Source organism: Helicobacter cholecystus (assembly GCF_003364215.1).
Classification (GTDB): domain Bacteria; phylum Campylobacterota; class Campylobacteria; order Campylobacterales; family Helicobacteraceae; genus Helicobacter_G; species Helicobacter_G cholecystus.
Genome location: NZ_NXLU01000002.1, coordinates 1 through 13,617 on the forward strand (window position 1 = coordinate 1; position 13,617 = coordinate 13,617).

General features: G+C 36.1%; 12 protein-coding genes. 2 read left to right on the forward strand and 10 right to left on the reverse strand.

Features of this window, described 5'->3' with window-relative positions; genetic code table 11:
• The 8 genes from CQA62_RS01835 to CQA62_RS01870 all read right to left on the reverse strand — a co-directional run.
• Window positions 1-3,387 (reverse strand): beta strand repeat-containing protein (locus CQA62_RS01835; protein ID WP_147288244.1); only part of this gene is annotated, 3,387 nt, incomplete at its 3' end.
• Between the two features lie 241 nt (window positions 3,388-3,628).
• Window positions 3,629-3,883, reverse strand: coding sequence for a 4Fe-4S dicluster domain-containing protein (locus CQA62_RS01840; RefSeq protein ID WP_115585106.1), 255 nt, complete (start codon window positions 3,881-3,883; stop codon window positions 3,629-3,631).
• A 10-nt stretch (window positions 3,884-3,893) separates the two neighbouring features.
• Window positions 3,894-5,264 (reverse strand): oxygen-independent coproporphyrinogen III oxidase, encoded by a 1,371-nt coding sequence (gene hemN / locus CQA62_RS01845; protein WP_104724634.1) that lies wholly within the window; start codon window positions 5,262-5,264, stop codon window positions 3,894-3,896.
• Entirely contained in the window at window positions 5,257-5,664 is a 408-nt protein-coding gene (locus CQA62_RS01850) for a DUF2603 domain-containing protein (protein WP_104724633.1), read from the reverse strand. Before CQA62_RS01850 ends, hemN begins: the two co-directional genes overlap by 8 nt.
• Window positions 5,658-6,599, reverse strand: a complete 942-nt coding sequence (gene argF / locus CQA62_RS01855; RefSeq protein ID WP_104724632.1) for an ornithine carbamoyltransferase — start codon at window positions 6,597-6,599, stop codon at window positions 5,658-5,660. Before argF ends, CQA62_RS01850 begins: the two co-directional genes overlap by 7 nt.
• Complete coding sequence (locus CQA62_RS01860) at window positions 6,596-7,198, reverse strand: hypothetical protein (RefSeq protein WP_104724631.1); 603 nt, start codon at window positions 7,196-7,198, stop codon at window positions 6,596-6,598. The genes argF and CQA62_RS01860 overlap by 4 nt, the downstream gene beginning before the upstream one ends.
• Window positions 7,199-7,225: 27 nt before the next feature.
• On the reverse strand, window positions 7,226-7,921 hold the full coding sequence (locus CQA62_RS01865) for an LPP20 family lipoprotein (RefSeq protein ID WP_104724630.1): 696 nt from the start codon (window positions 7,919-7,921) through the stop codon (window positions 7,226-7,228).
• Between the two features lie 57 nt (window positions 7,922-7,978).
• A complete protein-coding gene (locus tag CQA62_RS01870; protein WP_104724629.1) occupies window positions 7,979-8,503 on the reverse strand; it encodes a hypothetical protein in 525 nt (174 codons plus the stop codon).
• Between the two features lie 72 nt (window positions 8,504-8,575).
• On the opposite strand from CQA62_RS01870, the gene der reads away from it, so the two are divergent.
• Together der and CQA62_RS01880 are read left to right on the forward strand one after the other, a co-directional pair.
• Window positions 8,576-9,955, forward strand: a complete 1,380-nt coding sequence (gene der / locus CQA62_RS01875; protein ID WP_104724628.1) for a ribosome biogenesis GTPase Der — start codon at window positions 8,576-8,578, stop codon at window positions 9,953-9,955.
• A gap of 3 nt (window positions 9,956-9,958) precedes the next feature.
• Window positions 9,959-10,387, forward strand: coding sequence for a GNAT family N-acetyltransferase (locus tag CQA62_RS01880; RefSeq protein ID WP_104724627.1), 429 nt, complete (start codon window positions 9,959-9,961; stop codon window positions 10,385-10,387).
• Between the two features lie 399 nt (window positions 10,388-10,786).
• Here CQA62_RS01880 and CQA62_RS01885 read toward each other — a convergent pair whose 3' ends face one another.
• On the reverse strand, window positions 10,787-12,754 hold the full coding sequence (locus CQA62_RS01885) for an LTA synthase family protein (RefSeq protein ID WP_158653690.1): 1,968 nt from the start codon (window positions 12,752-12,754) through the stop codon (window positions 10,787-10,789).
• Window positions 12,747-13,607: a menaquinone biosynthesis family protein gene (locus CQA62_RS01890; RefSeq protein WP_104724625.1), complete on the reverse strand. Its 861-nt coding sequence runs from the start codon at window positions 13,605-13,607 to the stop codon at window positions 12,747-12,749. Before CQA62_RS01890 ends, CQA62_RS01885 begins: the two co-directional genes overlap by 8 nt.
• Between the last annotated feature and the right edge of the window lie 10 nt (window positions 13,608-13,617).

Genomic DNA, 13,617 nt, shown 5'->3' on the forward strand with positions numbered 1-13,617 from the left:
AGTCTCTAAGAAAGATTTTTGAGTATCTCCAATGCTGACTTGCTTATCAGAGAGAGCAAGTTTGACTCCATCTTTATAGGTTTTACCTAAAACTTTATTGCTTGTAATATCTGTTGCACTTGAAGCATCAAAGGAATCTGCTGCATTATCATTATTGTTTGCAAAGAGTAGATTGACATTTCCTCCATTAGCATAAGAGATATAAGAAGAGGCCACAATATCTCCTTGCATCACAATATTTGTCTCTCCCTTTAAAGAAACTACTTTATACACTGGAATTGAGAGTGTAGATGTATCTATAGCTGCTACTCCTGGAGCTCCTGTTGAACCTCCTGCTGAACTTGGAGATTTTCTGAGGATGAGATTAGTAGTTCCATTATTTGTGAGGATACCGCTATTGTTTGTGGAGCCAGAAGTATTTTTAAGGCTAGGAGCAGTGGAGCTATTTTCTACTTGTAGGGTGAGGTAGGGAAGCCAAGTTCCATCTTCAAGGATAATGGAGTTAGAACCATTAGCAGTAGTAATATTTCCTGTGATTGTAGGAGCAGAAGTGGATTTACCTAAAAAAATGGCATTACTTCCACTATCTCTAGCTTCAATATTTCCTGTGATTGTGGCATTGTTTGAGGAAATTGCATTATCTCCGCGACTTGCAAGAATAGCTATTGGATTGTCTGCTTCAGTAGAAGTGTTGCCAATCTTAAGAGTGGAGACATTAATGGTGTTTTGACCGCGTAGATTATAGAAGTTGCCAATTCCTCCAATAGCTTTAATTGAGCTTGTCTCAATATTTGCATTAGCTTGAGCAGTCATCCAGTTTTCTTGTATATCTGCATCAGTAGAAGTAGGGGTAGTGTTAAACTCTTTACCTAAAATAATATTGACTCCATTATCTGTACCTGAGTTTTGAGCAAGAATATCTCCCTTAATTGTGCTTTGGTTTGAAGATCTATAAGAAGGTTGAGAGTTGGCAGAAGAAGTTTTGCTTAGATAGATTATATTTTTTCCACCAAGAGCTTGAATATTTCCATTAATTGTAGCTTGTGAGGCAGCAAGGTTGTTAAATCCATTATTTTGTGCTGAGATTGCAATAGGAGTTTCTCGACTTGTATTTTTGCTCTCAACCTTAAGAGTCTGCACATTAATTGTGGTTGTTGCAGTACGAGAATACCAGTTAGACTCTGATCCTGTAGATTTAATTGAATCTGTCTCAATATTCGCATTAGCTTGAGCATCGCTCCAATGCAAAACTTGTGCGGTTTGTGCAATCCCTCTTGCTGAGGGTGTCTCACTGCTTGCGATCTCTTGACTTAAGATGATAAGAGAAGCATCTTGATTTCCTGCATTATGGGCATAAATATTCCCTTTAATTGTGCTTTGCTCTGAAGTGTTTGTTAAATAAATTGCATTGCTCCCCCCAGCTGATTCAATATTTCCTGTAATGGTGGCTTTTGAGGCAGTAATCTTATTTTTTCCAGTCCCTCTAGCATAGAGATTACCTTGGAAAGTCAAGCTAGGACTAGTGTTGCTTGCTCCAGTATTTTGTGAAGCATCTCTAGTAGTTGGAGTAGCTCCTACCCAGATTGCATTGCTTCCACCACTTAGACTTTCAATATCTCCTGTAATACTTAGAGTGTTTGCAGCAAGGACATTGGAGCTTCTATTATTTGCTGCAGTAATGACTGTGCTTGTCTCTCTTGAAGATGAAGCGCTTCCAATTGTAAGTTCTTCAACGTTAATGTAATTCCCCCCAAAAATATATCCATCACCCTTGATACTCTCAACGCTATATTTCCCTTTTGCTTGGTATTTGCTATTTGCAAATTGAATATCAAAATTGTCTTTTTTCTTAGGTTTATCATTTGTTGTTTCAAATAATTCAGAGTCATAAACATATGTTTTTGTGCTTGATGCACCTCTTGCATTACTTTGAGTTGTAGTGTCTTCTTTATAGAGATCTTTCCCAATGATATTGCTTCCATTTCTTGCATTCAGTGTTTCTACTTTGAGAGTATGCCCTGAGCCTGTGCTCGTAGTGGCATTGAAACTTAGGATATTAGAAGTGATTGTAGTGGCTGGATCTTTCCAGTTTCCATTAATACTGATTTCTTTTAAAGTTAATGCATTATCTTGGCTCTTAAAAACCAAAATATTATTAGATGTTGTAGGAGATCCTACATTGGTATCAATAACTTTGATTGATGAGAGAGTTTGGGTGTCTCTAGTGTTTGTAGAACCAAATGTAGGCTTACTTTCAAAAATAAGGATATTGCTTCCACCTTGTCTTGCAAGAATATCCCCTGTGAGTTTTGGAGATTCTCCACTAGAAGTGCTTGAACCTAAAATCAGAACATTGCTTCCACCACTGGTTAAAATATTTCCATTGATTGTAGCTTTGTTTGCGATGATAAGATTTACTGTGCCGCTAGAAGCAGTAGTAATAACACCACTAGGTTCTGTGGAATCTGTTTGGCTAGAATTATTGCCAATGATAAGGGTTTCTACATTTAGGTAATTATTTCCAGAGATTTGAGTTGCCACAGAGCCAATAGAATATTCCCCTTTTGCTTGATATTTGCTATCTGCAAATAGGGTAGCAAAATTGTCTTTTCTTTTTGGTTGATTAGGATTAGAAGAGGTCTCAAAAAGTTCTTGGGCATACTGATAAGGATTTTTTGTAGTGTCTATATTGGTTGAAGGATTAGGAATTGCATAGAGATCTTTTCCAATGATATTAGCTCCACTTTTTGCACTAAGAGTCCCTACTTTAAAAGTAGTGCTTCCATTATTACTATCTGCAGCATTAAAACTTAAAATATTAGCAGTTGTTGAGGGAGCACCGTAAGCCCAGTTTCCAACTACACTCATTTCTGCTAAGTTTATTTTATTTTCACTATTACTAAAAGCTAATGTGTTAGTTGATGTTGCACCTCTTCCATTGTATGCATCAACGACTTTGATTGAAGAAGAGGAAGAAGTTTTGGTTGTATCAGTCTCTCCAATTGTGGCTTTATTTTGAAAGATTAGGAGATTAAAACTACTTCTTCGCACACTGCTACCCCCCACAAGAATATCTCCTTTAATTGTAGTAGAGAGGTCTGCAGCATCTCTAGTTACATTATTAACTTCAGAAGATCCAAAGATAAGGGTATTATCTCCAGATGATGAAACAATATTTCCTGTAATGGCGGTTTTACCTGCAACTATAAGGTTAGTGGCATTACTTGAAGCAGAAATTGCACTTTTATCTGTTTCACTTGATGTATCAATGGTTAAAGTTTTGACCGTAAGAGTGAGTGCTCCACTTGTTGTAATGATAGGTTGATTATATGTATCCATTGGATGTGTAGGATCATCTTGTATTGTTTGTGCGACCCCCTCACTCACACCAAGAGCTAAAGCAAGTGAACTTGCAATTATGGGCTTAAATAAAGAATATTTAGGGTTTAATTTATCCCCCCCCCCTTGACCTTCCTTGAAGAAGTAAAATTATTCTTTTCTTTCATTATGCTTTCCTTATAAGATAAAGTTATTTATTCTTTTTTAAAAAAAGAGCACGAATTATAACACAAATTAGCGGGGGGGGGGGGGTATCTTTTAGTAAGATAATATAAAATTTAAGTTTTTATTAAGAGATTATAGATTGGATTGAAAGTTCTTTGAGTTTTTTCTCTATTGTTTGTGTAATGGGCAGTTTAATAGGACAGAGTTTTTCACATTCTTTACAGAGTGTGCAGGTTGAGAGAATTTTGCTTGTAGAGGGAAATGCAGGAAGAGAACATAGATGCAAATAGCCTCTAGGAGAGTAAGTTTCATCACCGCTTAAGAGGAAAGTGGGGCAAATGGGATTGCATTTGGCACATTTGATGCAAACTTTATGCATTACTCTTTCCTCAAAGAGTTTTGCTAAATTTATTCTCCCCAATAGGGGCTTTGGCTAAAAACCCATCAAACTCCATAGCAATATTCCTAATGAGCATTCCTCCAGTAGGCGTGGCTTTAAGATGATTTTCTCCTATTTCAAGCAATCCTGCTTCTTTGTAGGGTTTAAGTGCATTAAGAGCGGTGTTAAAATAGGATTTAAAATCAATGCCAAATTGCTCTTGAATTTTTGAAAAATCTAAATAGAGATTGTTCATAATCTGCATAATGACTTCTTTTCTTAGGCGATCTTCATCACTGAGCCAAATCCCTTTGCTTGTAGGTAGTATCCCCTCATCTAGAGCCTTTTGGTATTCATGGAGATCTTTGTGGTTTTGAGCATAGAAGTTTACCCCCTCACTGATACTTGTAAGGCCAATTCCTACAGTTTGAGAAAATCCTTTTGTGGTATAGCCTTGAAAATTGCGTCTTAGCTCACCATTTTCTTTGGCGTAATAGAGCTCATCATCTTTTTTTGCAAAATGATCCATTCCAATAAGCTCATAGCCATGATTTGAGAGAAAAGAAATCATAAATTCTAGAATTTTAAGTTTTTCTTTAGGTGAAGGCAATGTGGTTTCGTCAATTTTCCTCATTGTTTTTTTCATCCAAGGCACATGAGCGTAATTAAAGATTGCCAATCGATCAGGAGAGAGGGTAAGAACTTTTTGGAGTGTTTGTTGGAAAGTTTGGAGGTTTTGATAGGGTAAACCATAAATAAGATCAAAATTAATGGAGTGAATGCCAAATCTTCTTGCAATTTGCACAGCTTCTGCCACAAGCTCAACGCTTTGGATTCTGTGGATAGCTTTTTGCACTTGAGCATCAAAGTCTTGCACACCAAAACTTACACGATTAAATCCCCCCTCTCTAAGCACTTGCATTTGATTAGAGTTAAAAAATCTTGGATCAATTTCACAGCTTATTTCTGCATTTGTGTGAAAATTGGGGAAGAATTTTCTAAGGAGCGCAATGACTTCTTTGAGTTCATCAGCATTGAAAAATGTAGGAGTTCCACCGCCAAAATGAAGTTGAATGACCTCACGTTTTGTATTTAGAAACTTTGATAAGATCTCTAACTCTTTTTTTAAATAAGAAATATAGACAGCTTTGTTTTCTTCTTTGCTTGTATAAATGACATTGCATCCGCAAAAATAGCATGCACTGCGACAAAAAGGCAGATGCACATAGAGTGAGAGGGGCAGAGAGCTAGAGTTGGATTGTTGCAAGGCTTTTTGATAGTCGATAGGATTAAAACCAGAGTGAAATTCATTTGCGGTGGGGTAGCTAGTATAACGAGGACCAGCTTTAGAATATTTGGCTATTTTTTCAAAATCAATCATTGTGCCTCCTGAGATAATCATCAAAATTAAAAAACAAATTAGGGTATTCTTGTTTGATTGTCTTTGCAAGAAGTTGAGTATCGACTTGTGCAATATCAAGATTAAGTTCTTCTAGCTTTTGTTTGGCTACGCTTAAGACATCATCAAAATCTAAGGGCATTAAATTTGCAATATCTTTTTCAAGGGACATTGCAAATCGCTCTTCTTGGGCTTGTTTCATATTCTGTAAAATTTGTTGAAGTAAATGGGCTGAGAGAATAACATATTCGTGATTTTCTTCATCGCAAACAAAACAAGGCTTATCCTCACTAAGACTACCTTCTGTAAATTTGATACTTAAAGTCTTGCTGTCAATCTGTTTTAATAATCCACTAGCAACACTTTGGGTAAGGTCTAGCATAGTTTCTCCTTATTTTGATACAAGTACACCATAATTCCTTTTTGGGCGTGCAAACGATTCTCTGCTTCTAGAAAAACTCTACTTTGAGTTCCTTCAAGCACCTCTTCGCTCACCTCATATCCTCGATATGCAGGAAGACAATGCAAAAAAATTGCATGGCTTTGGGCTAAGTGCATCATCTCTTTATCAACCTCAAAACCTTTGAAATCATTGATTTTTTTATTCTTTTGATCTTCTTGTCCCATAGAGATCCAAGTATCTGTTGTAACTACATTACACCCTTTTATTGCTTCTTTTGGATCATGGGTGGTGATAATCTTAGATCCACTTTCTTGAGCAAAACTCATAGCTAGGGCAAGAATCTTATGATCAACTTCATAGTTTTTGGGTGTAGCGATTCTAAGCTCAAAACCAAGTTTTGAGGCAAGGAGGAGCCAAGAGTGAGCCATATTATTCCCATCCCCAATATAGGCTACTATGGGTTTTTCACCCTCGAGACTGATTCCGCACTCAAGCATTGTGAGATAATCTGCCATTAATTGCACGGGATGGTAACTATCACTTAATCCATTAATCACAGGCACACTGCAATAAGAGGCAAATTCTTCAAGCCTAGAGTGTTCAAAAGTCCTGATCATAATCATATCTACCATTGAGCTAATTACTCTTGCAGTGTCTTTGATGGGTTCACCACGAGAAAGTTGAATGTCATTGCTTGAAAGAAATAATCCCACTCCTCCAAGTTGATAAATTCCTGCCTCAAAACTTACTCTTGTGCGAGTAGAATTTTTCTCAAAAATCATTGCTAGGATTTTTTGGGGCATCAAAGGGGTGGGAATATTATTTTTGAAGTCGTGTTTGATGTGTTTGGCTAGAGAAATGATTTCTAAAATCTCTTCTTTACTAAAATCTTTTAAGCTTAAAAAGTGTTTCATTGTCGTCTCCTAATGTTGGGTGGATTCATATCAGGAAAAGTATAATTTTGAATTGAGATAACAATCCCTTTGGTGAGATTTTTAAAAACGGTGTATTGAGGAGTTCTTTCATAAAAGATTTCTTGATTGTTGAGTAGAAATCTTTGTGTTAATACCCCTTCTTTTGTCATTCGCAATCCTCTAGAACCAAAAATATCTTGTGCGAAGAAAATATCATCAAAAAGATCACCATAACTCACATCCCCCAAAATTTTACGTGCCGCAAGAGATTTTGGAGCACATTCTCCTTGAAAACAAACCTCATTTTTTGTAATTTCAAGAGCTCCAATAGGAGCTCCCATTTCAAAAAGATCGATATGGATTGCATATTGTGAATATCTTACAACGGCTAAATCATAAAACTTAATTGTTGGAGTATTGATTAATAAAAGTTTTGTGCCTGAAACTCCTTCTAATAGCTCTAATGAATTAGGATCAATAGGCTCACCTTTTCCAAAGAGAGAAAGAAAATCATTCCAACCTTGTGAAGTTGATGAGCAGGCACTAAGAAAAAAGGCAAGAGAAATTCCCAAGATCAAATTGGTCAATGTTGCCTTCATTTCTTCTCCTTTTATACTCCAAACCTCTTAAATATTTCCTGAGAGAACTTTGTGCCAAATTTTACCATCAAGTTTGAGTTCCATACTCACTTGGCACAACCCATCTTTATAAACAGTTTCTGTAATTTCTGCATTTCTAATTAATGCTTGGACCTTTGTTTTAACAACAGAGTTTTGAAGCATCATATCCTTTACAGTATCTTGACCATTTACTCTAATCCCATACATTTTTTCACCAATTTGTCTGTAAGCATCAACAATTGCTGCCCTTTTAGCAAGAGCCAAAGCTTGTGAAGGGGAAATTGAAGTTTCAGGTGCAACACCCATTCCTACAGCATTAAGCTCAATTACATTGCTAGGAGTTAGCATTGGAGAATTTGGAATTAATGGCTCTTCTAACTCTGCACTTTTGCTAGGTTTGGCAAAACTTGGCTCGGGTGCTGGGGCAGGAGCTGGAGCTGGTGCTGGTGCAGGTTGTGGTGTCATTGAGGGTTCTATCTCATCAATAACAATAGTATTCACTCTTTGAATCCTTGAATCTTGTGGAAGCATATTTCCATTATTTCCATACATTGGGACAGGGGGTTGAAGTGGCACATAGTTTGCCTGATAATTTGCTGAAGGTGGAATCAAAGCTGTATCACTCACACCATCTGTGAATGCGCCACAGCCCACTAAGCTTAAAGCCGCCATGCTAATCATACTTGAGTAAGTCACTCTCATATCTCATCCTTTAATTTGAATTAATATTAAGAGCATATAGCAAATGGTGTTCCAATATTATTTATCACATTGAATAAAACGATAAGTTGCAATCAACTTATCAAAATAATACTGGTTATCAAGGTTGATGACAAAGTCTCTTTTTCCCGCAAGAGTATTGATAAGATCTTTTTGGATTACAAACTTACAATGTTCAATCTTAATAGGTTGTGTTGCATACATCAATTTGAAGACATTAGATTCTACTTCTTGAAGTCTATAGGCAATGGCCTTAAGATTAAAGCGATGTTGAAACTCATTGGAATTGGAATAAGACTTGACATTTTCATCATGGGATTGAAATTCTGTCCAAGTTCCATTAAGTCTAACAGTTTGTGTGGCTAAAGTGTTGTGAGGATTTTTGGAATTTAGAAAATCCAAAAGAGATGGTGAAGTGATTTGCAAATAGATTTCTCCATCTTTTTGTGTTTGGATAAAATCACCTTCTTTTGCTTCATACACATAGCTTTGAGTGATTTTTGCTCTTTGGATTTGAGAAAAAATAAAACAAAAAAGACTTAAAAATATGAGGCAATAACGCACAATCAAACCTTTATTTAAGCAAGTTTTTAATATTATACCTTTTTAAATTGATTCTCATATAAAGATAGGAAGATGAAAAGAATTGCAATTTTGGGAAAACCTAATGTTGGGAAAAGCTCTCTTTTTAATCGTTTTTTAAAACAGAGAAAGGCTATTACTTCAGATGTTGCAGGAACAACAAGAGATGTGAATTGCAGTGTTATGGATTTTGATGGAAATTTGATTGAAGTGCTTGATACTGGGGGCATTGATGAAGGCAGTGAGCTATTTTCAAAAATCAAGGAACTTAGCATTAAAGCAAGTGAAGAAGCGGATTTAGTTCTTTATATGGTTGATGGAAAGCTTTTACCTCAAGAAGAAGATAGGATGCTCTTTTATGCTATAAGCAAGAAAGCAAAACGCTGTGTGCTTGTGATTAATAAAATTGATAATGATAAAGAGAAGCAGAGGGGATGGGAGTTTGCAAGTTTTGGAGCAAAAGAGAGTTTTATGATTTCAGCAAGTCATAATCGCGGGATTTTAGCCCTCAAGGCTTATATTATTCAAGCTTTAGGCTTACAAACTCAAGTAAGTTTACAAAATGATGAAGAGCAAAGTTTGGAAGAGTTTTTAGCTCAAGAAGAAAAAGTAGAGGGAGAAGAGGGCAAGAGTATTAATGTAGGAATCATTGGAAGAGTGAATGTGGGGAAAAGTTCCTTGCTTAATGCCTTGCTTGGAAGACAAAGAAGTGTAGTGAGTTCTGTGGCGGGAACGACTATTGATCCAGTAGATGAGGAGATGGAGTATGAGGGGCAGAGGATAAAGTTTGTGGATACGGCAGGAATTAGAAGAAGAAGTAAGATTGAGGGAATTGAACGTTTTGCTTTGGATCGCACTCAAAAAGTCTTAGAGCAAAGTGATATTGCTTTATTGGTGCTTGATGTGAGTGAGGGCTTTGTTGAGCTTGATGAGCGTATTAGTTCTCTTGTAGATAAATATTCTTTGGGTGTGATTATTGTGCTGAATAAATGGGATATTAAAGCCAGTGAATTTGAGGAGATTAGAAGTGAGCTCAAGAGGAAATTCAGATTCTTAGAATATGCCCCATTTTTAAGTGTGAGTGCAAAAAATGGTCGCCATATTGAAGAGATTAAGAAAAAAATCCTAGAAGTGTATGCAAATTATTCTTTTAGAATCCCTACCTCAAGGCTTAATGAATGTATTGCAGAAGCAACAAAGCGTCATCAACTTCCAAGTGATCATGGAAAAATTGTGCGCATTTATTATGCAACCCAATATGAGACTTGCCCTCCACAAATTGCCTTAGTGATGAATCGTCCTAAAGCATTGCATTTTAGTTATCGAAGGTATTTAGTGAATTTTTTGCGAGAGAGTTTTAATTTTATAGGCACACCTATTCTTATCAGTGCAAGAGGGAGAAAAGAGCAAAGTGCTATTGAGGGTGAGGGATAAACAATGGAGTTTATTGTAAAAACTTTTGATGAGTTGACAAGCAGGGAACTTTATGAGTTGTATTATCTTAGAGTGAGTGTGTTTGTAGTAGAGCAAAAATGTGCTTATCAAGAGGTTGATGAACTAGATCTAAAAGCTTTTCATCTTTATCTCAAAGAAGAGGGGGAAATCAAAGCGTATTTACGAATTTTGCACAACAATGATGAGGCTAAAATTGGTCGAGTCATTAGCAAGAAAAAGGGAGGGGGAAGAGCGATTATGCAATATGCTTTAAAATATATTTATACACGTCTTAATATGTCAAAAATTAGCCTTGAGGCACAATGTTGTGCTCAAGGATTTTATGAAAAGTTTGGGTTTAAGAGTGTGGGTGAGAGATTTTTAGAAGATGGAATTTGGCATATCAAGATGATAAAGATTGAGAATATATAAGACTTTGATGGGTAAAAAGGATTTTTAGATCACTTTTGCAATGATGATTTTTCCCTGTTGGACTTTGTGCAGTTATTATTTCTTGGTATAGCCTAATCAAAAGATTAAAATCATGAATACAGATTTGGGTTTAACTGCTTTGTTGGGTGGATTTAGTTATTTCTTTTATTGTTTGATTGTATATGCCTTACTTTCATTATCAGGCATTTGAAAGATTTTAGCCTAGCTTAAATCATTGGATTGTATTGGTGGAATTTCTTTTATTTCTATATATTTTCTGATACTTCTTAAGAGTGAGATTCTGCGAATATGTTTAATCATTTTGTTTCATATTTTCTATGAGATATTTTTAATCCCCCTATGCTTCTGCCTCTGCTTCTTTATTTGCTTTCCCTAAAGTCAGGGATTTAGCACTCCCTTTGTCCTTGCTTGGATTTGCCACCATTGCAAATCTTGATAGCTTTGAAATTTTTGAGCTTTTTGTTTGGGAATGGAAATGGGGATTGTGGAGATCTCAAGGGGTGAAGTCCAAGGATAGAGACCACCACCCATATACACTCCTTTGCAATCTGCTTTAATAGCTTCATTGTAGGCAAAATTGCATGTTTCTTTAGAGTGCAACAAACTCACTCCACCATTGGCAAGATAATTTTGTTTGGAGAGTGAAAGATGATAGAGGGTGGGAAAAATATCTTTGTGTGAGCCTAGCATTTGGGGATCATAGTGAGCATTTGTATTTTTTAAATAAGCTTTGGGGACATAGAGATATAGGGGGACTGCAAAATCTATAAAACTTTTTTGCATTCCAAGACTTGAGAGACTTCGCATTCTATGATCTCCCGTGGCAAGTACAATTGTGTTGTTTTGATAGGGTGAGTGCTTAAGCCAAGTGAGGAATTGTCCAAAAGTGTCATTGCTGTATTGATAGGCTAGGGGCACAAGGGGAAAGTGCTTTTGTTCAAGATATTTTTTGAGTGATTCTTGATGATTGAGAGGATAGGGCTTGTAATGAGTAGGCACAATTTCTGGAGGATGATTAGAGATGGTGAGTGTAATAAAAAGTGTGGGTTTAGCACAAGAAGTTAAAAGCTTTTTAAGCATTTTATATAGGTATTCATCAGGGATTCCATAAGCACTTTGAAAGTTTTTAGCTTCAGGAAAAATATCAATCATGGAGTTCATATCATAAATCTTATTAACTCCTAAAATACGTAAATAATCCCCATATTCATGCCAACTTTCACTTCCTCCTGTAATAAAAATAATCTCATATCCAGCTTTAGAAAAAGTTTCAAAGATATTATTTTTTGCTTTGATTTTCTTGATTGAACTAAGAGAGATAGTTGCTGAGGGGGAATTGAGATAAAGAGAGGCAAAGCTTGGTGCAGTGCCATTACCAGCGGGCAAAAATCTTGTAAAGACTAAATCATTTTTATAATGTTCTCTAAATTCTCCAAGTAAATCAAAGTTTAAAGAATCATCAAAACTTAGCAGATTAAGCCCAAAACTCTCCATAAGATTGACAATGATATGAGGAGGATTTTTAGATAAGAAATCATTTTGAGGTGTGGTGGCATATAGGGCAGTGGGAGAACCTAGTGCAAGAGTGGAAAGTCTATCTCCTTCACTTTGTGAAACTATAGAGTAAGAGGCATTTTTCTTATAATCACTAATAGCCCAACTAAAGGCAATCACTGGATTTGGAACAAGGTGATTAATTGTAGGATTATTAGAAACTGTGCTTTGGGCCCTAAGTAATGGAGTGGAGATAATAGATCCCCTTAAAGCACAAATAAAAAGAGCCAAAAAAATGAGATTGAGAGGAATCAAGATAAGAGAAGGTAGGTTTAGGTTAGAAAAAAGCTTTTGATTTGCAAGTTTATACGTAAGGAGGGCAAAAGCAAGGGAGGTAAAAAGAATAGAGAAGATGGGATAATCTTTGAAAATAATCTGCAAAATCGCCCAAGTATCATCATTGGCTAAACCAAAGATAAAAATATCAATTTGGGTGTGATAGGTTTTGAAATAATAAAAACCAATCAACCAAGTTAAGGGGAATAGAAATCCTAAAAATGTAAGAAAATAGGTGCTAAGCTTATAAAAGAGTGGGGCAAGTTTTGGCATAAAAGGAGTGCAGAGTAAGCCAAAAAGGTAAAAAGGAATGAGTGCAGAGCAGATGATCCTCCCATCATAAAGTAATCCAACTTTCCATAATCTCATCAGGCTTTGTGAGGAATTTTGGAACAAATCGCTAGGAAGAAAAGAGCGAATCATTATGTATCGAGCAAGGATTCCTACAGCTAAAAAAAGTAGAGCAAAAAACAGTGTATTGCAAAGGATATAAAGATTAAAGCGAGTTTTATTCATATCGTAATTCTTTATATTCTTGGGGAATGATATAGTCTTTTGAGAGAAGTTTTTGTGTATAGAATCCTGCATTATAACCTAGCTCAAAGAGCTTATCTATAGCTTTATATTGGAGATCATTTAAGCATATAGAATGATGATTTGCATAAAGATTGAGATAGGTCTCCAGCTCTTGAGGATTGACGCGAATGAGCCCTCTTTGTAAAAGCATTTTAGAGAGTAGGGGTTTGTGATGAGTGGCAATTTTGACAGCTTTAATGAGAGTTTGTTCATAAGAGATAGCTTGAATGAGCGGAATTGAGCGAGAGAGTGCCATACCTCCTAGAGGTAAAGGCAGATCTTCTTTGGCAAGCTCACACCAAATATCCCACAAATGCGCCTCAACTTCTAAACTCTGATCAAAATTTAAAATCGATTCATGAATAAGCACTCCAGCATCCACCTCTCCTTCTAATACGCATTTTTCAATCTCTAAAAAATTTTTATACACAATCCTTGCGTCAGGATAATAGATGCGAAAAAGCAGAGCATTGCTTGTGTGTTCACCACTCAGAGCAACTTTGAAATTTCTTTTTAATTTTGCTCCTTTCTTTTTAATCAACTTAGGACCATAGCCCTCTCCAAAACTCACCCCAGTTTTTAGGAGTGCGTAATCTTTAGCAATAAGGGGATATAAAGCAAAGGAAATTGCTGTAATAGGATAGGTTTTTTGTAAAGCTAGAGCATTAAGTGTCTGAATATCAAGAGCGATATTTTCAAAAGATGTAGGAGGGGTAACCCAACCAAAGACAATTGCATAATACATAAATAAATCATCAGCATCAGGGCTGTGAGCAACAATAATTTTCTTCATTTTAAACCTA